This is a genomic window from Bradyrhizobium sp. CCBAU 53415, assembly GCF_028128735.1.
GTDB lineage: Bacteria > Pseudomonadota > Alphaproteobacteria > Rhizobiales > Xanthobacteraceae > Bradyrhizobium.
This window is the reverse complement of the sequence record NZ_LBJF01000002.1, coordinates 397483-422851: the sequence shown is the minus strand read 5'-3', so window position 1 is coordinate 422851 and position 25369 is coordinate 397483. Positions and strand designations below refer to the sequence as shown.

Annotated in this window: 24 protein-coding genes; 9 read left to right on the top strand and 15 right to left on the bottom strand. The window is 65.7% G+C overall.

Going from position 1 to position 25369, the window contains the following annotated elements:
- Positions 1–92: 92 nt before the first annotated feature.
- The 5 genes from XH87_RS08255 to XH87_RS08235 all read right to left on the bottom strand — a co-directional run bounded on the left by XH87_RS08255 (position 93) and on the right by XH87_RS08235 (position 6337).
- Complete coding sequence (locus XH87_RS08255) at positions 93–2681, bottom strand: ligase-associated DNA damage response DEXH box helicase (RefSeq protein WP_271586868.1); 2589 nt, start codon at positions 2679–2681, stop codon at positions 93–95.
- A gap of 78 nt (positions 2682–2759) precedes the next feature.
- Positions 2760–3128: a nuclear transport factor 2 family protein gene (locus XH87_RS08250; RefSeq protein WP_271586867.1), complete on the bottom strand. Its 369-nt coding sequence runs from the start codon at positions 3126–3128 to the stop codon at positions 2760–2762.
- A gap of 154 nt (positions 3129–3282) precedes the next feature.
- Entirely contained in the window at positions 3283–3633 is a 351-nt protein-coding gene (locus tag XH87_RS08245) for a RidA family protein (RefSeq protein WP_027575148.1), read from the bottom strand.
- A gap of 124 nt (positions 3634–3757) precedes the next feature.
- Entirely contained in the window at positions 3758–4675 is a 918-nt protein-coding gene (locus tag XH87_RS08240) for an alpha/beta hydrolase family esterase (RefSeq protein WP_271586866.1), read from the bottom strand.
- A 3-nt stretch (positions 4676–4678) separates the two neighbouring features.
- Complete coding sequence (locus XH87_RS08235; protein WP_271586865.1) at positions 4679–6337, bottom strand: FAD-binding dehydrogenase; 1659 nt, start codon at positions 6335–6337, stop codon at positions 4679–4681.
- A gap of 262 nt (positions 6338–6599) precedes the next feature.
- Here XH87_RS08235 and XH87_RS08230 point away from each other — a divergent pair, with 262 nt between their 5' ends.
- From XH87_RS08230 to XH87_RS08210, 5 genes are all read left to right on the top strand, one after another.
- Positions 6600–7121 carry a hypothetical protein gene (locus XH87_RS08230; RefSeq protein WP_035708972.1) on the top strand — a complete coding sequence of 174 codons (522 nt, stop codon included), beginning with the start codon at positions 6600–6602 and terminating at the stop codon, positions 7119–7121.
- A 111-nt stretch (positions 7122–7232) separates the two neighbouring features.
- On the top strand, positions 7233–7427 hold the full coding sequence (locus XH87_RS08225) for a hypothetical protein (protein WP_035708974.1): 195 nt from the start codon (positions 7233–7235) through the stop codon (positions 7425–7427).
- A 24-nt stretch (positions 7428–7451) separates the two neighbouring features.
- Positions 7452–8042, top strand: a complete 591-nt coding sequence (locus XH87_RS08220) for an SCO family protein (RefSeq protein WP_035708976.1) — start codon at positions 7452–7454, stop codon at positions 8040–8042.
- A gap of 217 nt (positions 8043–8259) precedes the next feature.
- The gene (locus tag XH87_RS08215; protein WP_035708977.1) at positions 8260–9195 is read left to right on the top strand and encodes a transporter substrate-binding domain-containing protein; all 936 of its coding nucleotides are present in this window, start codon (positions 8260–8262) and stop codon (positions 9193–9195) included.
- 153 nt (positions 9196–9348) lie between these two features.
- On the top strand, positions 9349–10989 hold the full coding sequence (locus tag XH87_RS08210; protein WP_271586864.1) for a lysine--tRNA ligase: 1641 nt from the start codon (positions 9349–9351) through the stop codon (positions 10987–10989).
- A 189-nt stretch (positions 10990–11178) separates the two neighbouring features.
- On the opposite strand, the gene XH87_RS08205 is transcribed toward XH87_RS08210, so the two are convergent.
- Together XH87_RS08205 and XH87_RS08200 are read right to left on the bottom strand one after the other, a co-directional pair.
- Positions 11179–11931 (bottom strand): carbonic anhydrase, encoded by a 753-nt coding sequence (locus tag XH87_RS08205; protein ID WP_271586863.1) that lies wholly within the window; start codon positions 11929–11931, stop codon positions 11179–11181.
- Between the two features lie 137 nt (positions 11932–12068).
- Entirely contained in the window at positions 12069–12725 is a 657-nt protein-coding gene (locus XH87_RS08200) for a S24 family peptidase (RefSeq protein ID WP_271586862.1), read from the bottom strand.
- 294 nt (positions 12726–13019) lie between these two features.
- On the opposite strand from XH87_RS08200, the gene XH87_RS08195 reads away from it, so the two are divergent.
- Positions 13020–13364, top strand: coding sequence for a DUF952 domain-containing protein (locus XH87_RS08195; RefSeq protein ID WP_158670376.1), 345 nt, complete (start codon positions 13020–13022; stop codon positions 13362–13364).
- A complete protein-coding gene (locus XH87_RS08190; protein ID WP_271586861.1) occupies positions 13361–14458 on the top strand; it encodes a quinone-dependent dihydroorotate dehydrogenase in 1098 nt (365 codons plus the stop codon). The genes XH87_RS08195 and XH87_RS08190 overlap by 4 nt, the downstream gene beginning before the upstream one ends.
- Positions 14459–14583: 125 nt before the next feature.
- Here XH87_RS08190 and XH87_RS08185 read toward each other — a convergent pair whose 3' ends face one another.
- The 5 genes from XH87_RS08185 to XH87_RS08165 all read right to left on the bottom strand — a co-directional run bounded on the left by XH87_RS08185 (position 14584) and on the right by XH87_RS08165 (position 20050).
- Positions 14584–15909, bottom strand: coding sequence for an MATE family efflux transporter (locus XH87_RS08185; protein ID WP_271586860.1), 1326 nt, complete (start codon positions 15907–15909; stop codon positions 14584–14586).
- 1 nt (position 15910) lies between these two features.
- Entirely contained in the window at positions 15911–16645 is a 735-nt protein-coding gene (locus XH87_RS08180; protein WP_271586859.1) for an MBL fold metallo-hydrolase, read from the bottom strand.
- 27 nt (positions 16646–16672) lie between these two features.
- Positions 16673–16978, bottom strand: coding sequence for a DUF6460 domain-containing protein (locus tag XH87_RS08175; protein ID WP_271586858.1), 306 nt, complete (start codon positions 16976–16978; stop codon positions 16673–16675).
- 160 nt (positions 16979–17138) lie between these two features.
- Positions 17139–19016 carry a cisplatin damage response ATP-dependent DNA ligase gene (locus tag XH87_RS08170; protein ID WP_271586857.1) on the bottom strand — a complete coding sequence of 626 codons (1878 nt, stop codon included), beginning with the start codon at positions 19014–19016 and terminating at the stop codon, positions 17139–17141.
- Positions 19013–20050, bottom strand: a complete 1038-nt coding sequence (locus tag XH87_RS08165) for a ligase-associated DNA damage response exonuclease (RefSeq protein WP_271586893.1) — start codon at positions 20048–20050, stop codon at positions 19013–19015. Before XH87_RS08165 ends, XH87_RS08170 begins: the two co-directional genes overlap by 4 nt.
- A 62-nt stretch (positions 20051–20112) precedes the next feature.
- Between XH87_RS08165 and XH87_RS08160 the strand changes: the two genes are divergently transcribed.
- Entirely contained in the window at positions 20113–21039 is a 927-nt protein-coding gene (locus tag XH87_RS08160; RefSeq protein WP_271586856.1) for a class I SAM-dependent DNA methyltransferase, read from the top strand.
- A 116-nt stretch (positions 21040–21155) separates the two neighbouring features.
- On the top strand, positions 21156–22385 hold the full coding sequence (locus tag XH87_RS08155; protein ID WP_271586855.1) for an ABC transporter substrate-binding protein: 1230 nt from the start codon (positions 21156–21158) through the stop codon (positions 22383–22385).
- Between the two features lie 70 nt (positions 22386–22455).
- On the opposite strand, the gene XH87_RS08150 is transcribed toward XH87_RS08155, so the two are convergent.
- The 3 genes from XH87_RS08150 to XH87_RS08140 form a co-directional block, all read right to left on the bottom strand.
- A complete protein-coding gene (locus tag XH87_RS08150; RefSeq protein WP_271586854.1) occupies positions 22456–23307 on the bottom strand; it encodes an amidohydrolase family protein in 852 nt (283 codons plus the stop codon).
- A 3-nt stretch (positions 23308–23310) separates the two neighbouring features.
- Entirely contained in the window at positions 23311–24288 is a 978-nt protein-coding gene (locus XH87_RS08145; protein WP_271586853.1) for an aldo/keto reductase, read from the bottom strand.
- A 106-nt stretch (positions 24289–24394) separates the two neighbouring features.
- Positions 24395–25327 (bottom strand): sugar-binding protein, encoded by a 933-nt coding sequence (locus XH87_RS08140; RefSeq protein WP_199763183.1) that lies wholly within the window; start codon positions 25325–25327, stop codon positions 24395–24397.
- Between the last annotated feature and the right edge of the window lie 42 nt (positions 25328–25369).

Below are 25369 nucleotides of genomic sequence, written 5' to 3'. Positions count from 1 at the left end.
CCCGCCGGCGCGGCCGAAGCCGCTTCGGCGCGGCGAAGGCCCGGGCATGACGATGTGGGTAGAGTTGCGCCCCGAAAATACATTCTTGCCGTCTAAGACATCGCCTCTTTGACGAGTTCGTCGGCGGCTTCGGCCAACAGTTCGTCTGCAGCTTCGCCATAGACCGACTCGCGGCCGATTTCCAGCATCACGGGGACCGCCAGCGGAGAGACGCGGTCGAGTTCCCGATGCGTGATGCGGCCGTGGATGCGGGCGAGCATGTCGCCGAGGCGGCGCAGGTCGAGCAGGCCGGTGGCGGCATCGGCACGCGCGGCGCGCAGCAGCACGTGATCGGCCTGGTGCTTGCGCAGCACGTCGTAGACGAGATCGGTCGAGAACAGCACCTGGCGGCGGCTTTTCTCCTCGCCGGTATGACGGCGGGCGATCAGGCCGGAGATGATCGCACAGTTGCGGAAGGTGCGCTTCATCAGCGCGGATTCGGCGAGCCAGGCCTCGAGGTCGTCGCCGAGCATATCAGCGTCGAACAGCGCGTTGAGGTCGATGCTGCCCTCCCGGATCATGAACGACATGTCTCCGAGCGCCCAGATCGCCACCGCGTATTCGTTGGCGACGAAGCCGAGCGGCCGCGCGCGGGCGCGCTCCAGCCGGCGCGTCAACAGCATGCCGAGCGTCTGGTGCGCCAAACGCCCCTCGAAGGGATAGCAGACCAGATAATGCTTGTTGGCGCGCGGAAAGCTCTCGACCAGGAGCTCGCGCACCGCCGGCACGCGCGAGACGTCCTTTTGCAGCGACAGCCAGTCGCGCACCTGCTCCGGCAAGCCATTCCACATGCGCCCATCAGCGAGCAGGCGGCGCACGCGTTCGGCCAGATAGGTCGAGAGCGGGAACTTGCCGCCCATGTAGGACGGCACCTTCGGGTCCTTGTCATGCGCGCGCGAGACATAGACCTGGTCCTCGACCAGGGCCTCGTAGCGCACCACCTCGCCTGAGAACACGAAGGTATCGCCGGGGCTGAGGCCCTCGATGAAGGCTTCCTCGATCTCGCCGAGCAGCCTGCCGCCGCGGGCGATCACGCCGGTCGAGCCGCCCGTTCTTCCCTGCCCGCCGCCGCGCGAGCGCACCAGCCGCACTTTCAGCATGTCGTCCTCGACGATGGTGCCGACATTCATCCGGTAGCTCTGCCGCACCTTTGGATTGGCGACGCGCCAGCGGCCTTCCTTGTCCTGCTTGATGCGGGCGAAGCGCTCGTAGGTCTTCAGCGCATAGCCGCCGGAGGCGACGAACTCGACGACATCATCGAAATCCTGCCGCGACAGATCGGCGTAGGGCGCTGCGGTGCGGACCTCGCCGTAGAGCTCATCACTCAGGAAAGGCTTGCCGCAGGCACAGCCGAGCACATGCTGGGCCAGCACGTCGAGCGCGCCAATGCGCAAGGGCGGCGTATCCTGCGCGTTCTCGGCAATCGCGTCGATCGCCGCGCGGCATTCCAGGACTTCAAAGCGGTTGGCCGGCACCAGCACCGCGCGCGAGGCCTCGTCGAGGCGGTGGTTGGCGCGGCCGATCCGCTGCATCAGGCGCGAGGAGCCCTTGGGTGCACCGATATTGACGACGAGATCGACGTCGCCCCAGTCGACCCCGAGGTCGAGCGAGGAGGTGCAGACCACGCCGCGCAGTCTGCCCGCCGACATGGCGTCCTCGACCTTGCGGCGCTGGGCGACGTCGAGCGAGCCGTGATGCAGCGCGATGGCAAGGCCGTCGTCGTTCATGCTCCAGAGATTCTGGAACAGCATCTCGGCTTGGCTGCGGGTGTTGACGAAGACCAGCGTGGTCTTGTTCGCCTTGATCAGTTCGTAGATTTCGGGGAGCGCGTGGCGCGCGCTGTGGCCGGCCCAGGGCAGCCGCTCGCGCGTATCGAGCATCTCGACCACGGGCGGCGCGGCACCGCCGGCGACGACGACGTCGGCGGCGACCTCCTTGCCCTCGGGCTGCGGCACCAGGAAGCGCGCAAGCTGATCCGGCTCGGCCACGGTCGCCGACAGGCCGATCGCGCGCAGCTGCGGCGCGAGACGCCACAGCCGCGCGAGCCCGAGCGAGAGCAGATCGCCGCGCTTGGACGTCACCAGTGCATGCAGCTCGTCGAGCACGATGCGCTTCAGGGAGGAAAACAGGAACGGTGCGTCGTCGGAGGACAGCAGCAGCGCAAGCTGCTCGGGCGTCGTCAGCAACACGTCCGGCGGATAGCGCCGCTGCCGCTGCCGCCGCGACACCGGCGTGTCGCCGGTGCGGGTCTCGACCTTGATCGGCAGCGTCATCTCGGCGATCGGCCGCTCCAGATTGCGCGCGATGTCGACGGCGAGCGCCTTGAGCGGCGAGATGTAGAGGGTGTGCAGGCCGCCGGCGCGTTGCACGCTGCGGCCGGTGGAAACGAGGTTTCCCTTCGCACCCGCGTCTCGTTTGACCGACTGCGCCGACAGCTCCACCAGCGTCGGCAGAAACCCTGCGAGCGTCTTGCCGGCGCCGGTCGGCGCGATCAGCAGGGCCGAGCGGTCCTCGCGCGCCTTCTCCAGCAGCGCCAGCTGATGCGCGCGCGGCGACCAGCCGCGGGCTGCGAACCACGACTGGAAGCGATCCGGCAGCAGCGCGGCCGGCTCGGCCGATGTTTGGAGGATACGGGGCGGCACGGCATGACAGGTAAGCCGCAGGAGTGGATTCGTCGAGGGGTGCTACCCTCCCCGCCTGAACGAGGAGGGCCAGCGGTCTTACGCCCCGGTCGGCACCTGGTCCAGAAATCCGGTTACGCTGCTGATGCGCCCCTCCCTCAGCACCGCAAAATCAGTGCCTTTGATCGGGCTGTCCGCGGCGCCATCGGGACCAAGTCCCCACGAAAAGCGGATGTGATCACCGTAGCCGTTGGGCTCGCCGATCAGCTTGAATTTGAAATCGGGAAAGCGCTGCTGCACGCCTGCGATCAGCGCTTCGATGCCGTCGCGGCCGTCTCCCCTCATTAGCGGATCGACATAGCTCGCGTCCGTCGTCCAGTTTTCGCTGAGCAGTTCGCGGCGTCGGCCGGCCGTGCGCTCGTTCCAGAGCTCGATATAGCCGCGGGCGATGGTGACGGGATCGGTCATGGTGCTCTCCTTCGATGGTGCCGTATTCGGCTGACCGTCACTATCGATGGATCACGCGCGCGGATCGATTACCTTGGAGGTCATCGGTGTGTGCAAAAAACGAAGCGCGACGATGATCTCGTCGCGCTTCCGTCGCATCCCAATTCCGCGAAAATTACTTGGCCGCCGTGACCATGATCTCGACAGTGTATTGCGGGGCGGCCAGCTTGGCTTCGACGGTTGCGCGCGCCGGCGTGTTGCCGGGCGACACCCAGGCGTCCCACACTGCGTTCATCTCGCCGAAGGTCTTCATGTCAGTGATGTAGATCGTTGCGGAGAGCAGCTTCGACTTGTCGGTACCGGCCTTGGCGAGGTGGCCGTCGATGGTCGCCAGGATGTCCTGGGTCTGCTTCGTCACGCTTTCGCCGGCCGCCTTGTTCGCGACGACGCCGGCGAGATAGACGGTGTTGCCGTGCACGACGACCTGGCTCATGCGCGGACCGGTTTCAAAACGCTGAATGCTCATTGGGGATCTCCTCACTGGAATGGCGGCCCTGTCTAGCCCAGCACCTCGCGCTCTGCCACCCCAGGCACGCATGTGTTGCCCGGCACGCATGCGGCGGATGCGTCACCGCGATGCATGCGTCGCTTTACGGAAACCGGCTGAAGAACGTCCAGATCGTCTCGGCACCGTCGATGTCGGCGTTCTGCGGCCCCAGCAGGCCGGCGGCGACCTTCGGGAAGCGGGCATCCGGAGAGAATCCGGGCACGCGATGGCCGCCATGATTGACCCGATAGAGCACCACGTCGTGTCCCCGGGGGCAGCGTGAGGAGATCCGCGTGACCGTGGAATGGTCTGCGGGCGCCCTGTCCGGCAAATCAGTCACCTCAGCGTCATCGGTCTCGCAGCCATTGAGACTGCGCCAGAACGCCAGCGTCTCGTCCGTCGACCAGAATCCGTCTGCGGCAAAATAGCTCGCTCCGCGTCCACCGCCGTAGGGGACCAGCAGGTCGGCGGTGCCGTTCATGAGCAGCATCGGGACCGGCCGTGATGGATGGCACGTGACGGCGGCCTCCTCGGTGAGATTCATGATCACGCTCGCAGCCGCCGCAAACAAATCGGCGCGTGCGCAGGCCATGGTCATCGCCATGGCGCCGCCATTGGAGATGCCCGCGACGAAGACGCGCCTTGCATCGGCCGTGCCGTCGGCCACCAGCTTCTCGACGAGCCTTGCGATGAAGCCGACGTCATCGGTACCCGCCGGCGGTCCGCGCAGGGCCGGTCCCGCCTTCGTTCGCGCGTCCGCCCATGCATTGTTGAGCCCGTCCGGAAAGACCACGGCCAGGCCCTCGCGCTTTGCAACCTGGGGCCACGCCGTCCGCGTGATCATGTCGGCGCCACGCTGGGTCTTGCCATGCAGCACGATCACGAGCGGTGCAGGCCTCTTGGCCGGCAGTTGCGCGGTGTAGGAGCGCTTCACGCCGTTGACGTCGATCGTAACGGCGGACGCAGCTGAAGCTGCCGCCAATGAAGCGGCCAGCGCCGCGATGCGCATCCATCGCAGCATGATCTAACCCACCGCCTTGGCGGCGGCACGGCCCGCATTGCGGCCCGAGAACAGGCAGCCGCCAAGAAAAGTCCCCTCCAGCGAGCGATAGCCATGCATGCCGCCACCGCCGAAGCCGGCAGCCTCGCCGACGGCGTAGAGGCCGGGAATGACGCGGCCCTCTTCCCCGAACACGCGGGAATCGAGATCGGTCTCGAAGCCACCCAGCGTCTTGCGGGTGAGGATGTTGAGCTTCACCGCGATCAGCGGTCCGTGCGCCGGATCCAGAATCCGGTGCGGCGAGGCGGTGCGGATCAACTTGTCGCCGATGTAGCGCCGCGCATTGTGGATGTTCATGACCTGCGCGTCCTTGACGTAAGGATTGGCGATCTCGCGGTCGCGCGCCTCGATTTGCATCCTGATGTGCTCGAGCCTCAGGAGATCGCTGCCGGCGAGCTTGTTCATGGCCGCAACGAGCTCATCGAGCCTGTCGCGGACGATGAAGTCTACACCATGGCTCTTGAACGCCTCCACCGGCGCCGGCGCGCCCTTGTTGGTGGCGCGGCGCAAGGTCATGCGCCAGCTCTTGCCGGTCAGGTCGGGGTTCTGCTCCGAGCCCGACAGCGCAAACTCCTTCTTGATGATGCTCTGGGTCAGGATGAACCAGGAATAATCATACCCCGTGGACATGATGTATTTGAGCTGGCCGAGCGTGTCGGAGCCCGGGAACAGCGGCGCAGGCAGCCGCGTGCCCGTGGCGTCGAACCACATCGAGGACGGGCCGGGCAGGATGCGGATGCCGTGGCGCGGCCAGATCGGTGACCAGTTCTGGATGCCCTCGACATAATGCCACATCCGGTCACGGTTGATCAGCCGCGCGCCGGTCTTCTCCGTGATGCCGATCATGCGGCCATCGACATGCTCGGGCACGCCGGAAATCATGAATTTCGGCGGCTCGCCGAGCCGCTTCGGCCAGTTCTGCCGCACCAGCTCGTGATTGCCGCCGATGCCGCCGGAGGCGACGATCACGGCCTGCGCCTTCAGCGCAAACTCGCCGACGGCGTCGCGGGAGGAGCTCCTGCCGCGCCCGACAGTGTCGGGCGCAAGGACGGCGCCGCTGACGCCATCCACGGTGCCGTTGGTGATCGAGAACGCATCGACGCGATGGCGGAACCTGAAGCTCAGCCGGCCACTCTTCAGCGCCTCGCGCGCGCGGCGCTCGAACGGTTCGACGATGCCGGGACCGGTGCCCCAGGTCACGTGAAAGCGCGGCACCGAATTGCCGTGGCCCATCGCGTCGTAGCCGCCGCGCTCGGCCCAGCCGACCACGGGGAAGATGCGATGCCCCATCGCGCGCAGCCAGTCGCGCTTCTCGCCGGCCGCAAAGGCGACATAAGCCTCGGCCCATTGCCGCGGCCAATAATCCTCGTCGCGGTCGAAGCCGGCGGTGCCGAGCCAGTCCTGCATTGCGAGCTCGTAGGAGTCCTTGATGCCGAGCCGGCGCTGCTCCGGCGAATCGACCAGGAACAGTCCGCCGAACGACCAGAACGCCTGGCCACCGAGCGACTGCTCTCCTTCCTGGTCCACAACGATCACGCGCTTGCCCGCGTCGGCGATCTCGGTTGCGGCCACGAGACCCGACAGTCCCGCGCCGACGACGATGACGTCCGCTTCCTCAGCCATGCGCCTGCCCCTCCATGAGTTCCCCCTGTAGTTCCCCGGATTGAAGCCAGCGGTTGCAACTGAGATCAAGGGTGTGGCGCGTAAGACCTCATTAACTTGTTCCGCTTGGGATAGAGACCGGCCGAGTGCAGCGCGGACGCAACACTGGATTTGAATTTGTTTTGATCGAGCCCGCCTGCCTAGACAAAACCTTGGTTACGACAGACGCTAGCTGTGCATCACCACCTGACACGCAGATTCGAATTCGCTGGGGCGGGGGACAATGAAGTTTCTGACGGGGTTGCTTGCGGCGGTTCTCCTGATCGCGGGCGTGGGGGCTTCTCACGCGGTGGTTCGGATCGCGGATGACCGCGGCGGCCGGATTGGAACCTACGTCGACAAATACCAGGATCTCAGGCAATCGGGCGAGACCGTCATCATCGACGGCCTCTGCGCCTCCGCCTGCACCATCGTCCTCGGCGCCATCCCGCACGACCGGATCTGCGTGACCTCGCATGCGACGCTCGGCTTCCACGCCGCCTGGGATTTCGGCTCCAACGGCCGCGCCGTCACCAATCCTGAAGCTACCCAGATGCTCTATGCGATGTATCCCTCGCGGGTGAAGCGCTGGATCGGCCAGCGGGGCGGGCTTACCCCGCGGATGCTCTTCCTGAGGGGCAAGCAGCTCGAGGCCATGTACAAGCCCTGCTACCTGGACGCACAGGCCTCGACGGCCAAGCCGTCGCGCCGGTCGCTCCCGCAAGCGGAGAAACTCGAAACCGCTCGGGGCCAGCTCCTTCACTGATAGGTCGCGGCCTGACGGAATCCTTTTACCCCGCAGGCGGCGTCTTGCCCGCAGGCGGCGCAAAGCCTATCTGACAGCCTGGGAACCGGGGCCTTCGCCCCGATCGTTGTCATGGCTCAACCACTACATCCAGCGCATCGGCTATCGGACAATTCGCCCACTGCCGGCCGAATGCCGTCCGTGCTGCTGTGGGCCGGCGCGGCAATCGGCGGCCTCGTCGTGATCGGCGCGCTGGCGCTCTGGTTCCACTATGGCAGCCAGGTGTTCTTCGAAATGATCAGGACCGGCTTTGCCGCCTGCTTCTGACCTGCGACAGGAAGTTTTACGCCCATGAGACCCGCCACCCGTCCGCTGGTGATCGCGACCGCCTTCGCCGCAAGCCTCATTGTCGGGCTCCTGATCATGTTCTGGGCCATGGGCGGGCTCAGCAAGGTGGCGCAGCCGGCCGCGATCGGCGGCCCGTTCCAGCTGACCGACCAGAACGGCAAGGCCGTCACGGACAAGAGCCTCAAGGGCAAGCCCACCCTGATCTTCTTCGGCTACACCCATTGCCCCGACGTCTGCCCGACCTCGCTGTTCGAGCTCTCGGAAGTGCTGCGCGCACTGGGCAAGGACGCCGACAAGGTCAATGCCGTCTTCATCTCGGTCGATCCCGAGCGCGATACGCCGGCAACGATGAAGGACTATCTGTCGAGCTTCGATCCGCACCTCGAAGGCCTGTCCGGCGATCCCGCCGAGACCGCCAAGGTCATCACCTCCTACCGGGTCTATGCCAAGAAGGTCCCGACCAAGGACGGCGACTACACCATGGACCACACCGCGCTGATCTACCTGATGGACCGCGACGGGAGGTTCGTCTCGCCGTTCAATTTGAAGCGGACGCCGGAAGAGGCGGCGGCTGATTTGAAGAAGTATCTTTGAGCCTTATGTCCGGGCGCGGTGCCTCCACATCCGTCATGGCCGGACTCGTCCCGGCCATCCAAGTTCTTGGGCGGGCGAGGAAGTTCGTGGATGCCCGGGACAAGCCCGGGCATGACGTCTGAGAGACCTTTACCCAGCCCGCAATCGGCGCTCGCGTTCCCGCTGGGATGGTCTATAAGGCCCTCCGATCCCAACGAAATTCGTTCATTTCCGGCCGATGGCTCCATCGCACCAGGCGAAATCGTCCAAATCTGCCCGTAGCTTGCTGACGGGGCTGGCCGTCGGCGCGTGCCTGCTCGCGGGACTGACCGGCGCCGAGGCCCAGGCGCCCGCCAGGCGGCCGCCGGCGGCACCTCAGGTCACACCGCAAGCCGCACCCCAGGCGGCCCCGCAGGCCGTGCCCGGCTTCTGGGACCCGCGCCGCCGACCGGAACGGCCGGACCTGTCGCGCCTGACCGTGATCCGCTTCCTGACCGAGACTGACTATCCGCCGTTCAATTTCACCGGCGCGGACGGCAATCCGGCCGGCTTCAACGTCGATCTGGCCCGCGCGCTTTGCGAGGAAATCAAGGTCACCTGCACCGTGCAGATGCGCCGCTTCGAGACGCTGGTCGACGCGCTCACCTCCAACCGGGGCGATGCCATCATCGCCTCGATGGCGGCGAGCCCGCAGCTTCGCTCACGCGTCGACTTCACCGATCCCTATTACCGGGTGCCGGCCCGCTTCGTCTCGCGCAAGGACGCGGTGATGCCGGAGATCCGGCCCGAATATCTCGAGGGCAAGAAGGTCGGCGTCATCGCCGGCTCGGCGCATGAGGCCTATCTCAAGGCGATGTTCACCGACGCCGAGCTGCATGCCTATCCCAGTGACGATGCGATGCGCGCCGCTTTGCGCAGTGGTGAGGTCGACTTCATCTTCGGCGACGCCATCTCGCTGGCGTTCTGGATCAACGGCACCGATTCCGGCGATTGCTGCGCCTTCTCCGGCGGTCCCTTCGTCGAGAGCCGTTTCTTCGGCGAAGGCATCGGGATCGCCGTGCGCAAGGGCAACGACGTGCTGCGACAGGCCCTGAACTGGGCGATGTTCCGCGTCTGGGAAAAAGGCCGCTATACCGATCTGTGGCTGCGGTATTTCTCGGTGAGCCCGTTCTAAACAACGATCGTCATTCCGGGGCGATGCGCCAGCATCGAACCCGGAATCTCGGGATTCCGGGTTCGCGCTTCGCGCGCCCCGGAACGACGATCAAGACCATTTTTGCATTCTGCCCGAAAATCGCTATTTTCCGCGGCCCGGAGGCCCTTCTTGATGTCCGTTATCGATCCCAGCATGAGCCCGAGCGACCTGCGTGCGCTCGCCGAACAATCCAACGCCTGGCCGTTCGAGCAGGCGAAGGCCATTGTCGCGCGGCTGAAGAAAAGCCCGAAGGACGAGGTGCTGTTCGAGACCGGCTACGGGCCATCCGGCTTGCCGCATATCGGCACGTTCGGCGAGGTCGCGCGCACCTCGATGGTGCGGCATGCCTTCCGCGTGCTGACCGAGGACAAGATCAAGACACGTCTGCTCGCCTTCTCCGACGACATGGACGGTCTGCGCAAGGTGCCTGACAACGTGCAGAACAGGGCGCCGCTGGAAGCCAATCTCGGCAAGCCACTGACGCGCGTGCCTGATCCCTTCGGCACGCATGACAGCTTCGGCGCGCACAACAATGCGCGGCTTCGCGCCTTTCTCGATCATTTCGGCTTCGATTACGAATTCGCGAGCTCGACCGATTACTACACGTCGGGCCGCTTCGACGCGACGCTGCTCAAGATGCTCGCCGCCTACGACAAGGTCATGGCGATCATCCTGCCGACGCTGGGTCCCGATCGCCGCGCGACCTATTCGCCGTTCCTGCCGATCAGCAAGACCACCGGTGTCGTGCTGCAGGTGCCGATGATCCGCCGCGACGTCGCGGCCGGCACGGTGACCTATGTCGATCCTGACACGAACCAGGAGGTCGAAACGCCCGTCACCGGCGGCAACGTCAAGTGCCAGTGGAAGGCCGACTGGGCGATGCGCTGGGTCGCGCTCGGCGTCGACTACGAGATGGCCGGCAAGGACCTGATCGATTCCGTGAAGCTGTCCGGCGCCATAGCAAAGGCGCTCGGCGCCACGCCGCCCGAAGGCTTCAACTACGAGCTCTTCCTCGACGAGAAGGGCCAGAAGATCTCGAAGTCGAAGGGCAACGGCCTCACCATCGACGAATGGCTGCGCTATGCCTCGCCGGAATCGCTGTCGCTGTTCATGTACCGCGAGCCGAAGGCGGCCAAGCGGCTGTATTTCGATGTCATCCCGCGCAATGTCGACGACTACCAGCAGTTCATCGACGGCTTTGCCAAGCAGGACGGCAAGCAGCAGCTCGGCAATCCGGTCTGGCACATCCACAACGGCAAGCCGCCGAAGGGCGACATGCCCGTCACGTTCCAGCTGCTGCTGACCCTGGTGTCGTCGTCGAACGCGGAGAATGCCGAGACGCTGTGGGGCTTCATCGGCCGCTATCGCCCCGGCGTGACGCCGCAGACGCATCCGAAGCTGGACGCGATGGTCGGCTACGCCATCAACTATTATCGCGATTTCGTCGCGCCCACGAAGCAGTTCCGGGTGCCGACAGACAGCGAGCGCGCCGCGCTTCAGGATCTGCGCGATGCGCTGTCGCAGTTGGCGCCGGACGCTTCGGCCGAGGACATCCAGAACGTCGTCTACGAGGTCGGCCGCCGCGAGCCGTTCCTCGACCAGGTCAAGAAGGGCAAGGACGGCCGGCCCGGCGTCACGCTCGACTGGTTCAACATGCTCTACCAGGTGCTGCTCGGCCAGGAGAAGGGTCCGCGCTTCGGCTCCTTCGTCGCCGTGTACGGCGTGCAGAATGCGGTGAACATGATCGACGGCGCGCTGGCAAGGAGCGCGTGAGAAACGCGTTGCTCTTCGCTCTACACTCCGCTGTCGTCCCGGCGAACGCCGGGACCCAACCCCAGGGAGAAGTTAGGCGAAGATTCGTAATTGCGCTTGCGTCGGTCCGAAGACCGCCACTCTCCGACAGATCACGCGGTATGGGTCCCGGCGTTCGCCGGGACGACAGTGTTGATCGGAGACGCCGTCTCAGGTCGACCGCAGCACGTAGCGCCGGTTGTCCTTCTGCACCGGGCGCGCGTTCATCGGATAGAGCTTTGCGAAGGCGGCAACGTCGGCGCTGGCGACCTGGATCGGATCGGTCAGCAGCAGCCATTCGACCACTTCCGAACAGGGCGGAGTCGTCAGCGAGCCGGGATAGCGGAAATAGCTGAGCTTTTGCGGCAGCAGGACGTGAGGATCGATGCCGGCATCGGCTTTCACCGCGGGCCCTTCCGCCGCCGGCATGGACTTGACGATCTTGCCGAAGGCCGCATTCGGCCTGCCTTCGGCCATCAGCACACCGACCACGGCCAGACCGCCGGCATCGTTGCGATGGACGAAATGCGCCTCCATCGGAAAATTCTTGCCGCCGATCATGTGCTCGCTCGGCCGGTGAAAGTGCACCTGGAGCAGCTTGTACCTGACGTCGCCGAGCGCGAGCGTGCTGCCTTCGGCGAAGTTGAGCTGGATCGTGTGCCCGTTGTTGACGATGGTGTCGGCGCTCTTGCCCCAGTTCAGCTTCAGAACCGGCAATTGCGACCTGATCGTCGCCTCGATGTCGATCGGCGATTGCTGCAGGCCGACCGCGCAGGCCTTGTTGGCCGCGTCGAGGTCGCCCCATTTGGCCGGGCCGCCGGCGCCCTCATAGCTCCAATGGGTGCCTTCGGCCGCGAAGCCCGGCTTGCATAGCGGACAAAGCGCGAGACCCGCCAAGGCCTTCAATGCGTGACGGCGATCCATCATATTCCCCCTGCGATGAATTTGGTCGGCAGCAGGTACGCAACCTATGTAAGAGGGACGGTGAGTCGCAAGGTCGCGGCAGACAAGGCGTGGCCCGGCCGATGTCATCGGCCGATCGCAACACCGGTGGCAACCGATCACTGGCTTGCCCACAGGATCCGCGCGATCCACACCACATCACCCGCCGCCATCGTGCATTCGGCCTCTGCCCCATCGAGCGGCTGAAGCTCCAGCGTCTTTGCGGAGCGGCGCTTCAGCGTCGCGACCGTCACCTCACCCGCCTTGCTCCTCACCACCACGCGATCGCCTTTGCGGATCGGCGCGCCGGGTGAGACCAGGACGATGTCGCCGTCGCGATAGACAGGCGCAAGCGCATCGCCGGAAATCTCCAGCGCAAACGTGTGGCGGTCCTCCGTGGTGGGAAGCGCGATTTCGGTCCAGCCCCTGCCGGATGGAAGGCCGGCCTCGTCGAAAGCGCCGCTCGTCCCGGCCTGCGCGAAGCCGAGCAGCGGCACCGAACGGCCGTCGCGCACGCCGTCGTCGTCAATCAACTTCGCAAAGCTGTCGATCGAGGTGTCGGCCGCGGCCAGCGCCTTGGCGATCGATTCGGTCGAGGGCCAGCGCTCGCGGCCGTCGGCGGTGACGCGCTTGGACCTGTTGAAAGTGGTGGGGTCGAGCCCGGCGCGCTTGGCAAGGCCGGACGGTGACAATCCGGCGCGCGCCGCCAGCCGATCCAGCGCGGCCCAGATCTGGTCGTGGGTCAGCATCCTCTGCGCTTTGGCCTGTCTGACCATGGAAGGTCCAGCCCGTCGCAACTCAGGAAAACTGTCCTCAAATCAACCGGTTTTCCGTTTTTCGCGCAAGAGGCAGCAGGGGAAAGCGGTTTCAGGCGAAGTGGGTATCGGTTCGCGTCAAGAAAACGCGTCAAAACAGCAATCGAAAGCCCCGTTCCGATTTCATTGGAACGGAAAAGGCTCTAGGTCTTGAGTTCGGAAGGGACGGCCTTTACGGTCGCCCCCGGGTTTTGCGGACCCGCGAGAGACGAAAAAACCCAAATAATTCAAAGAACAAACAAGGCTGCGGAAGCGGTGGTCAAGATCTACAAAATCTGTCCGGCCTCGGCCTGGCGCGAGGCGGAACGGCAGGGTGCCTACCGGGGCAGCGCGGATGATGCGCGCGATGGATTCATCCATTTCTCGACCGCTGCCCAGGTCCCCGAGACCCTGCGCAAGCACTATTTCGGGCAGCGTGCGCTGTTCCTGGTCGAGGTCGACGGTGACGTGCTGGGCAGTGAGCTGCGCTGGGAGCGCTCGCGCAATGACGAGTTGTTCCCGCATCTCTACGGCGAGCTCGATCTCGGCGCGGTGATCGCAGTGATGAACCTCAACATCCGTTCCGACGGCGGTCACGACGTTCCGGAGTTGTTGCCGTGATCCGCGCGTTCGACGCCTTTTCGCTGCCGGTGTTGCGCTGGCTCGATCCCGAAGACGCGCATCGCCTCGCGATCCAGGGCCTGCGCTTCCTGCCGCCGGTCAAGCCGCGCGCCGATGATCCCAAGCTCGCGGTGCGCGCCTTCGGACTGAACTTTCCCAATCCGATCGGCATGGCCGCGGGCTTCGACAAGAGCGCCGAGGTGCCGGACGCGCTGCTGCGGCTCGGCTTCGGCTTCGTCGAGATCGGCTCGGTGACGCCGAAGCCGCAGGAAGGCAATCCGCGACCGCGGCTGTTCCGGCTCGATCGCGACGAGGCGATCATCAACCGCATGGGTTTCAACAATGACGGCGCGGACGTTGCGTTGCGCCGGCTCGCCGCGCGCGCGCAGCACGGCGGTATCGTCGGCGTCAATGTCGGGGCCAACAAGGATTCCCCGGACCGCGTCGCCGACTACGTCAAGCTGATCGAGACCTTTGCGCCGGTGGCGAGCTATTTCACCGTCAACGTCTCCTCGCCGAACACGCCCGGCCTGCGCAATCTGCAGGAAGGCGCGCTGCTCGACGAGCTCCTCGCACATGTGATCGACGCCCGCGAGCGGGTGCGCCAGAAGGCGGGCGACACGCCGGTGCTGCTCAAGATCGCCCCGGATTTGAGCCTTGCCCAGCTCGACGACATCGTGCAGGTCGCTCGCTCGCGCCGGGTCGACGGCATGATCGTGTCGAACACCACGATCGCGCGGCCGAGCACGTTGCGTGAGCAGGTACGGGCGAAGGAGCAAGGCGGCCTGTCGGGGCGGCCGCTGTTTCGCCTTTCGACGCGCATGGTCGCGGAGACCTATGTGCGCGTCGAGGGTGCGTTTCCGCTGATCGGCGTCGGCGGCGTGGACTCGGGCGGCGCCGCGCTGACGAAAATCCGCGCCGGCGCCAGCCTGATCCAGCTCTATTCGTCGCTGGTCTACAAGGGCCTCGGCCTCGTCGACGAGATCAAGCGCGACCTGACCTCGACGCTGCTTCGCACGGGGCGGGATTCGCTGTCCGATATCGTCGGCGCTGATGCGGCCACGCTCACGGCGGAAGACTGGCCGGGGATGTGAGACAGTCTGGTGCCCTGGATGCGGCGCAGCGGGTAGCGGTGCGCTGCTGATCCGGGGCCTATGCCTGCTGGATCCCGGCTCTGCGCAGCAGCGTTTCACGCTGCAGCGCGTCCGGGACACGAGAGTTACGGCTTCGAGAACGTCGCCCGATACAGCGCCGGATAGCGCGCACCCTGCAAGCCGCCGCGGGCGACGTAGAACGCGATCAGCGCGCTCCACAGTCCCGCATTGCCGAACGATTGCAGCCCCAGCCAAATGCCGAAAAAGATTGCCAGCGAGGCCAGCATCAGATTGCGCATCTCGCGCGCCCAGGTCGCGCCGACATAGATGCCGTCGAAGCCGAAGGCGAACACGCCGGGGATGGGGGCGAGCACGATGAACGGCAGGAAGTCGCGCGCGGCGCGGCGTACGTCCTCACTGGCCGTCATGACATCGATCAGGTTGGGGCCGAGCAGCGCGAACAGCGCGGCGACGACCAGCGCGAAGCCGAGGCCCCAGAGCAGCACCAGCCTGGTCGAATCCGCAAATCCCCTGGCGTCGCGCGCGCCAAAGCTTCGGCCGCAGAGCCGCTGGGCTGCGTTGGCGAGGCCGTCGAGGAAGAAGGCGCTGACCAGGAGGAAATTGTTGAGCACGGAGTTCGCCGCCAGCGTGACGTCGCCGGCGCGCGCGCCCTTGGCGGTGAAGAACAGGAACACGACGATCAGCGCCGCCGTGCGGATCATGATGTCGGAGTTCACCGCCAGCAGACGCATCAGTTTGACGCGATTGAACAGCGTTGCACGGGGCACGCTGAAGCCTCCGGCGGCATGGCGCCGGCAGACGATGACGCCGAGCGCGAAGCCGGTCGTCTCCGACAGCAGCGCGGCGATCGCCGCGCCGGCAATGCCGATGTCGTAGACCAGCACCAACAGGACCGTCGCCACCATGTTGATGAGGTTGATGACGACCTGGAGCGCAAGGGCCGGATTGGCGCGGGCCTGTCCGACCAGCCAGCCGAGCACCACGTAATTGGCGAAGGCGAATGGCGATGACCAGATCCGGATCATGAAGTAGGTTTTCGCCGCGCGCGTCACGCCTTCGCTGCCGCCCATCAGGTCGAACAGCACCGAAGTCAGCGGCAGTTGCAGAGCGATCAGCGCGGTGCCGATCAGGCCGGCAACGATGAAGCCGCGCACCAGGATCGCGGTCTGCTCGCGCGTCTCGCCGGCGCCCAGCGCCTGTGCGGTGAAGGCGAGCGTGCTCATGCGCAGGAAGCCGAACAGCCAGAACAGGCAGTCGAAGATGACGGAGGCCATCGCGACGCCGCCGAGCAGCGCGGCATCGTCGAGCCGGCCGATCGCGGTGGTCGAGACCACGCCGATCAGCGGCGTGGTCAGGTTCGCGACCATCGCCGGCCCCGCGATGGCGAACACCTGGCGGGAGCCGATCCTGGGATGAACCGGTGCGTGCATGTCAGAACACGAGCACCATGCCGTCCTCTGCAGCCAGATGCGGCACTTCGCTCAGATGCGACAGCATGTCGTCGCTCATATGGGTGAGGACGAGCCGCCTGGCGGCGATCGCGGGCAGGTGCTGTTCCAAGATCTTCAGGCTGAGATGGTTCTTGACCACCTTCTCGTACATGTAGGCTTCGGCAATGAAAAGGTCCGCGCCATGCGCCAGCGGAATGAGCGTCTCCGTCCATTCGGTATCGGCGCTGTAGGCCAGCGTGCGGCCCTCGGCCTCGATGCGATAGGCCAGGAAAGGCCCGCCGGATTCGCCGTGCACGACTGGAAAGGGTGTCACGGTCACCGCGCCGAAGCTTCGGCGTTGCTGGGGCGCGAGCTCGACCACGTTCAGCTCGAAGCGTTGGTTGGTTGTCGAGGAATGCTCGAACAGCGCTTCCATCACCTGGGCAAGCCGCGCCGCGATGCCCTGCGGGCCCGCGATCGTCAGTGGCCGCGTCCGCCGTGAGAATTGCGCGTCGAGCAGGACAAACGGCAGCCCGGCAAAATGGTCGCCATGGAAATGCGTGATCAGGATCAGATCGATCTCGTTGCGGTCGATCTCGAGCCGCTTCAGCGCCGGCAGAGTCGACGCGCCGCAATCGATCAGGAAGTTGGCCGCGCGCCCCGAGACATGGAAGCAGGTGTTGAGCCTGCCGCCGGAGCCGAAGGCGTCACCGCAGCCGACGAAACGCAGTTGCATCGGCTGCGCGCTCCCTCAATCAAATCCTCACCGGCCGCGCGGCGCACCGAAGACGCGCGAGAGCAGCCAGATCGGGATCACGATGACCGCGCCGAGCAGGAAGTAGCGCCACAGCCAGTTCACGGCATCGAAGCCGAGATCCCAGAGACGCTGGAACAAGAGGCGAATGCTGGTGATGATATTCCAGGGATCGAAGCCGATCGCGGCCAGCACGACGCCGACCAGGATCGAGAGCAGGACCAGCCGGAACGCGACCGCCAGCGGGGAGCCGCCGAGAAAGCGGTGCAGGCCGTCGCTGCGGCCGGCCGGCAAATCTCTGACTTCTTGGACCATCGCGAACTCCTCAGGGGATTCGACCCCATTATAGGGCACGGCGGGGCACATGGGGAACCCGCATCGAGGCGTCAATCGGGTTACGGGAGTTTAATTCCGGCAGCGCCTGCCTCGGGCTGGCTGTAACCTCTCCCGCAAGCGGGAGGGGGAGCGCACCGCCTCACACCTCAATCTCCGCCGCTTCCGCCTTCAGCATCCTCTCCAGCGTCTCCAGCCGATCCGCCTCCCGCGGCGGCTTGTCCCAGCGCAGGCGGCTGATGCGGGGAAAGCGCATGGCGACGCCGGACTTGTGTCGCGGCGAACGCTGCAGCCCCTCGAACGCGACCTCCAGCACCAGCCCCTTGTCGCCCTCGTGCACGACGTGGCGAACGGGACCAAATTTTTCCGTGGTGTTGCGGCGGACGAAGCGGTCGATCTGCAGCAGCTCCTCGTCGGTGAAGCCGAAATAGGCCTTGCCGACCGGCACCAGCTCGTCGCCAGTCTCGCCCTCGGTCCAGACGCCGAAGGTGTAGTCGGAATAATAGGACGAACGCTTGCCGTGGCCCCGCTGCGCATACATCAACACGGCATCGATGATGTGCGGATCGCGCTTCCACTTCCACCACTGCCCCTTCGGCCGCCCCGGCAGGTAGGGTGCATCGCGTCGCTTCAGCATCACGCCTTCGACGGCCTCTGCGTCATCGCCGGCTCCGGCGCTCGCCGGATCGGCGCGTGCCGCGGTGAGCGCATCCCAACTCGCGAAGGGCACGGTCGGCGACAGATCGATGCGGGGATCGCCGAGCTTGGCAACGAACGTCTCCAGCCGTTCGCGCCGCTCCGCGAAGGGAAGCTCGCGCAGATCGTTCTCGTCGTCGCCAAGCAGATCGTAGGCGCGCAGGTGGATCGGAAACTCCTTGATCAGTTTCGGCGAGACGACCTTGCGGTTGAGGCGCTGTTGCAGGACGTTGAAGCTCTGCACGCGGCCCCCGCGCAGGATCAGAAGCTCGCCATCGATGGCGCCTGTGAGCCGCAGCGACGGCACGAGGTCGGGAAAGCTCCCCGTGATGTCCTCGCCGGTGCGCGAATAGAGCCGCGCCGCAATGTGGCCGCGGCCGTCCCGCCCCGCCACCGCCTGCACGCGAATGCCGTCCCATTTCCATTCGGCAATGTAGTCGGCGGGATCGAGCGTGGCGAAATCCGTGTCCTCGATCGCATGCGCCAGCATGACGGGCCGGAACGGCGCGGGATCGCGATTGACGGGCTTGTCGCCACGGCCTTCCAGCCAGGCGAACAAATCGAGATAGGGCGGCGCAAGACCGGGCCAGATCAACTCGATCTCATGCGGGTCCTTGTCGCCGAGCGCCGCAGCCGCGGTTTTCGCCAGCCGCGCTGAGACGCCGATGCGAAGCGCGCCAGTGACGAGCTTCAGCAGCGCCCAGCGGCCGGTCTCGTCGAGCTCGTCGAGCCAGCGCTCGAGCTGCTTTGGCAATTCGGTCTTGCCGAGCGTGCGCAGCGTGGTGACGACCTCGGTGAGCGTCGGGGGCGGCGGATTGTTGTGGCTGCTTGGGTGAGGAGACTCTTCAGCATCTCGCCCGCGGTACTCCCCTCCCTGCCCCTCCCCCGCAAGGGGGGAGGGAACGGAGAGAGCCATGCGCCCATCACTTTCGAAATCGCCATGACTTGTTGTCGCTTCCGGTGGCCGCGCACTCCGCTGTGCTCCCTCCCCCCTTGCGGGGGAGGGCGGGGGAGAGGGGTGGCTCGGAAAAGATTCGCCATTATTAGGCACCCGCCGAGGCCACATCAGCGCCACCGTCTCCGAGAGGTCGCCGACGTAGTCGTAACTCAACCCGAACAGCACCGGATCGGTGCGCGCCGCGATGAGGTTTCGGATCAACGCGGGCTTGGCGTGCTTGAAGCTCAGCGCGCCGGTCAGCGCCGCCAGCGCATGACCGCGGTCGGGATCGCCGACCTCGCGGAAATAGCCGGTGATCAGCCGCAGCTTGTTGTTACGGCCGGGCTCGTAAGCAAGGCGGTCGAGGAGTTCGGCGAAGCGGTTCATGCTTCGGCCTCGTCTGGAATCGGCGTCTCGCTCTCCTCCTCGTCGCCATAGCCGACGAGATCGAGCGGCCGCGCTTTCAGGCCTTTGCTCCGGCACCAATGCACCAGCGCATCTTCCTGGCCATGGGTGACCCAGATCTCGCCCGCGCCGGTCGCGTCGACCGTGGCGGTGAGGCCGTCCCAATCGGCGTGGTCGGAGATCACCAGCGGCAGCTCGACACCGCGCTGCCGCGCCCGGGCGCGCACGCGCATCCACCCGGACGCGAAGGCGGTGACGGGATCGGGAAAACGCCGCGTCCAGAGATCGGAAGTCGCCGAGGGCGGCGCCAGTGTGATGGTGCCGGCAAGCGCTGCCTTCTTCACGCCCTTCACCGGCCTCAGCTCGCCGAGCGTGATTCCGCGGCTCTGGTAGTAATGCGTGATCTTCTCCAGGGCGCCATGCAGGTAGATTGGCGCGTCATAGCCGGCCTGGCGCAGCAGCGCGATCACGCGCTGGGCCTTGCCGAGCGAATAGGCGCCGACCAGATGCGCGCGCTCCGGAAACAGCGCGACCGAGGCGAGCAGCTTCTTCACCTCGTCGCTCGCATCACCATGCCGGAATACCGGCAGTCCAAAGGTGGCCTCGGTGATGAAGACGTCGCAGGGCACCAGCTCGAACGGCGCGCAGGTCGGATCGGCCGCATCCTTGTAGTCGCCGGAGACGACGATGCAGGTGTCCTTGCAGGCCACGGCGATCTGTGCGGAGCCGAGCACGTGGCCGGCCGGGTGAAATTTGACGGTGACGTCGCCGAACCGGATCTCCTCGCCATAGCGGATGGCTTGCGTCGATCCGGCAAAATTCTCGCCGTACCGCAGCCGCATGATATCGAGCGTTTCCTGCGTCGCCAGCACCGCGCCATGGCCGGCGCGGGCATGGTCGGAATGCCCGTGGGTGATCACGGCGCGCTCGACCGCACGGACAGGGTCGATATGGAAGCCGCCGGGCTTGCAACACAGGCCGGCAGCAGTTGGCAACAGGATGTCTTGCGGACGCATGCCTGCTATATAGGTTGCGTCATCGCGTCTTCGAGTCATCACCGCTTCGTTCCCGGTTCCCGATGCCCCTGCGCCTGTTCCAGACCTCCGGCGATCTCATGGCCGACCGGCGCTTCGAGTTCGCGCGCGACCTCCAGCTCAAGGGCGATCTGCCCGCCGCCGCGGACCTCCTGGACCAGGCGATCGAGCTCGCGCCGAACTTCACCTCGGCCTGGTTCACGCTCGGCGAAATCCGTCAGCAGCTCGGCGAGCGCGACAAGGCGATCGCGGCATTTCGGGAAGCGCGCCGATCCGATCCCCAGGACCAGCACGGGGCCGGCCTGCACCTGATGCGGCTCGGCGACGCGGAGGTGGCGGAGATGCCAAAAGCCTATGTGCAGGCGCTGTTCGATCAATACGCGCCCCGCTTCGAGCACGCGCTGGTCAACGATCTCGACTACCGCGGGCCCGCGCTGATCTTCAAGGCGGTGCTGGCCGCAAGGGTCGCCGCGAAGAAGCCGACTTACTTCAAGCGCACCATCGATCTCGGCTGCGGCACCGGACTTGCGGCGGCTGCCTTCGCCAAGCAGGTCGATCATTTCGTCGGCATCGACCTGTCGCCGGGCATGATCAAGGAGGCGCGCGCCACCAACCTCTATGCCGAGCTCGAGGTCGCCGACATGATCGAGGGCCTGCGCGGCAAGGCCGACGCAAGCGCGAATCTCGTCGTGGCCGCGGACGCGTTCGTCTATCTCTCCGATCTCGCACCGGTGCTGAGCGAAGCCAGGCGCGTGCTCGTATCAGGTGGCGTGCTCGCCTTCACGCTGGAGACGCATGACGGCAGCGGCATCGTGCTCGGCAACGGCTTACGCTATGCCCACGCCGCGGAATATGTGCGCGGTGCCATCGCCAAGGCGGGCCTCAAGCTGCTGACACTGGAGTCGGCCTCGCCGCGCAACGAGAACAGCGAGCCGGTGCGCGGCCTCGTCGTCGTCGCCGAGAAGACTTGAGTCTACACGCTGACACTCCCGCGATTTGAGCGTCATTGCGTCGCAAAGCCGCGACTTCCTACTTGCGAGCTGCACTGCGATGCCAGCACAATGCCCTCACTAGGGAGAAACAAATAATGACCAGGAATCCATCGCGGCGCGATTTCAGCGCCGCCGCGCTCGCCACCATCGCTGCATCCACCTTGCCTGCGCCGTATGTCCGGGCCGCGGAGAAGAAATACGACGCGGGCGCCAGCGACACCGAGATCAAGATCGGACAGACCGTGCCGCATTCCGGCCCCGGCTCGCTCTACGGCGTGCTGGGGCGCATCGGCGAAGCCTATTTCCAGATGCTGAACGAGAAGGGCGGCATCAACGGCCGCAAGGTCAAGTTCCTCACCATGGACGATGCCTACAGCGCGCCGAAATGCGTCGAGGCCACGCGACGGCTGGTCGAGCAGGAAGAGGTGCTGGCGCTCTACGGCTCGCTCGGCACCGCGCCGCAGACCGCCGTGCACAAATACCTGAACTCCAAAGGCGTGCCGCAGCTCCTGCTCAACACCGGCGCATCGAAGTGGAACAATCCGAAAGAGTTCAAATGGACCATGGCGGGCCTGCCGCTCTATCCGACCGAGGCGCGTATCCTGGCCCGGCACGTCGTCAGCGTGAAGCCGAACGCCAAGATCGGCATCCTCTACCAGAACGACGATTTCGGCCGCGACTTCTTAGGGCCCTTCAAGAAGGTGCTGGCCGATGCCGGCGGCACGGCGCAGGTGATCATGGAGCAGACCTACGATCTCACCGATCCGACGGTCGATTCCCAGCTCATCAATCTCTCGAAGTCGGGCGCCGACGTCTTCTACAACATCTCGACCGGCAAGGCGTCGTCGCAGTCGATTCGTAAAGTGGCCGAGCTCGGCTGGAAGCCGCTGCAGCTTCTTTCCGCCGGCTCGACCGGTCGCTCGATCCTCAATGCTGCGGGTCTCGATAACGCCACCGGCATTGTTGCCATCCGCTACAACAAGGAAGTCGGACTGCCGAAATGGGAGAAGGACCCCGACGTGATGGCGTTCGAGGAGCTGCGCAAGAAGTACACGCCGGCGATCGACCCCGACAACACCATCGCCTTCGCCGGCTACGGCCAGGCCGTGACCATGGGCGAGATCCTGCGCCGCTGCGGCGACGAGCTCACCCGCGCCAACGTGCTGAAGCAGGCATCGACACTCGCGGGCTTCCATTCGCCCTATTTCCTCGATGGCGTCACCTACAGCTACACGCCCGATAACTACACGCCGATGAAGACGCTGTTCATCTCCACCTTCACCGGCAAGGACTGGGACATCTCCGACAAGCCGATGTCGGAGTAGGCTTGGAGCGGGTCCCGCCGCTGCCTCTCCTGCTCTGCCAGGAGAGGCAGGAGGACACCGGCGCTTCGCGCTAACCGGCGATAGCCAGCTGGTACGCCTGCGCCGCGTTCACACCGAGAGCCTTGTCCCGCACACGCGGGCCAAGTCTCGCGAGGCAGGCCTCCAGCGCGGTCTTGATCTCACCGTAGCTTCCCGCAAGCAGACAGACTGGCCAGTCGGAGCCGAAGATCAGCCTGTCCTCGCCGAAACATCTCGCGGCGTGCTCGACGAACGGAAACAGCCGTTCCGCATCCCAGTCGTTCCAGACCGTCTCGGTCGCTAACCCTGAGATCTTGCACCAGACATTGCCGCAGGCCGCCAACGCTTTGATGCGGTCAGCCCATTCGGCGCTCCCGCCGGCTGCGATCGGCGGCTTGGCGGCGTGGTCGAGCACGAAGCGCGCCTGCGGAAAGGCCTGCGCCGTCGCGATCGCGGATGGCAGCTCGCGGGCGCGGACGAGGAAATCGTAAGCGAGATCGCGGGCGAACACAGCCGTGAGGCCGCGCTGAACATCCTCGCGGAGCAGCCAATCGGGGTCGGCCTCGTCGTGAACCTGGTGGCGGATGCCGACCAGCTTGCTGCCTCCGGGCAAAGCGCGCAGCCGGTCGAGCGTTTCATCAAGTGCACCATCGGTCAGATCGGCCCAGCCGACCACGCCGGCGATGAAGGGATTGGCGCGCGCGATGCGCAGGAACTGCTCGGTCTCCTCCAGCGCGGAGCGGCATTGCACGACGATGCTCGCGTCGACGCCGTTTGCTTTCAGCAATGGCGCGAGATCGGCGGGACCGAAGGCGCGACGGATCGGCGTAAGCTCGTCCGCCTCCATCCAGGGATAGTCGGCGTGCGCCGGGTCCCAGAAATGCTGGTGGGCGTCGATGATCACGCCTTACACTCCGCCCGGCAGCGGCGCCCGTGCATCGACGAGCTTTCGCGCACGCAGCTCCTGCCAGAACGCCGGCGGCACCGCCGCCTCCGACATCGCGATGTTGTCGGCTACTTCCGCGGCATTGCGCGCACCCATCACCGTGACGGTCACCGCCGGATGGGCCATGCAGAACTGGAGCGCGGCGGCTTTCAGCTCGGTGCCGTGCCTGCGGCAGAGCTCGTCGAGCGCAAGCGCTCGCGCAACGAGCGCAGGATCGGCGTCCTGATAGTTGAACTTCGCGCCAGTCCGCGGATTGGCCAGGATGCCGCTGTTGTAGATGCCGCCGAGCAGGATGCCGATATCCTTCGCCCGACAGAGCGGAAACAGCGCATCCAGTGCGCCCTGATCGAGCAGCGTGTAGCGCCCGGCGAGCAGGAAGCAGTCGACCGGCACGGCCTCGGCGAAGCGAACCAGCATCTCCGACTGGTTCATGCCGGCGCCGATCGCCTTGACGGTGCCTTCACTGCGCAGACGCTGGAGCGCGCGGAAGGCGCCCGCGACGGCGTCGTCATAGTGGTCGTCGGGATCATGCACGAGCAGGACGTCGACGCGGTCGAACCCGAGGCGGGCGAGGCTCTCCTCGACCGACCGCATCACACCGTCATGGCTGAAGTCGAACACCGGCCGCTCGCGCGGCGTGCCCTTGTAGTGCTCGTCCTCGGCCGCGGCGCCATCCGGTACACGCAGCAGGCGGCCGACCTTGGTCGAGATGGCATAGGACTCGCGCTTCTGTTGCCGCAGGAACGCGCCCAACCGTCGCTCCGCGAGGCCGAAGCCATAGAGTGGCGCGGTATCGAAGAAGCGCACGCCGAGCGACCAGGCCCGCGCGATCGTCGCCTCCGCATCTGCATCGCTGACGGGGGTGAACAATCCGCCGAGCGGAGCGGAACCGAGACCGATCGAAGTCACGTCGAGGGAGCCAAGCCGCGAGCGTTTCATTCCCATTGCCTTCCAGCTGTCTTGTTCCAGCAGTCCAAATCATCACTCCCGCTTGCGGAAACCGCAAGCGGGAGTGGCATGCAGGAGCGCGGGGCTGGCGGCGCTCCTACTTCAGCATCTGCGCGACGTTGTCCTTGGTCACGAGGTCGAGCCCGGTATAGACGATCTCCGGCACCTTCTCGCCCTTCTTGATGGCGAGCAGCGTGTCCATCGCCTTCTCGCCCATCTCGAACGGACGCTGGCCGACCAGCGCATTGGCATAGCCGTCGCGCAGCAGCTCGAGCTGCATCTTCAGCGTATCGGCGACGACAAGCGTGAACTTGCCGGAATCGATGTCCTTCTTGTTCCTGGAGGCGAAGGCCTTGAAGCCTTCCGGGGCGAACATCGGCCAGCCGCCGATCGGAACGATGGCGGCGAGGTCGGGCGTTGCGGTGCGCATATCCGTCATCTGCTGGACCGCCAGCGCGGGATCGTCGTTGCAGAAGGTCGGCGAGCCAGCAACCTCGGTCCATTTCGAGCCCTTAAGTGCCTCGCGCACGCCATCGACGCGCTCGGCGAGGTTCCTGGCGCCGGGACCGCCCGAGACCATGGCGTATTTGCCGCCGTCGGGCCGCATCTTCAGGAGTTGCTTGCCGAGGGCCAGGCCGAACTCCTTGTTGTTGGTGCCGATATAGGCGATGCGCTTGGAGCCCGGCGCATCGGCATCGAAGGTGATGACCGGGATGCCGGCGGCGGTTGCCGCCTCGATCGACTTGGTCATGGCCGCGACGTCGGCGACCGAGATGGCGAGACCGTCGACCTTCTGGGTGACGAAGTCCTGGATGATCTGGGCCTGCGTCGCCGGCTCATGCTCCACCGGCCCCTTGTAGATGCACTCGATGTTGCCGAGCTCCTTGGCGCGCTTCAGGCAGCCGTCGCGCGCGAAGTCGAAGAACGGATTGTTCATCGCCTTGGGCACGATGACGAAGCGGTAGTTCGCGGCGAATGCCGGCGTCGCCATCATCGCAACGGCGATACCGGCAAGAAGAAATTTCCTCATTGTCTCCTCCACCCTTGTTTGGTGCCCATCCTCTCGAAAGCG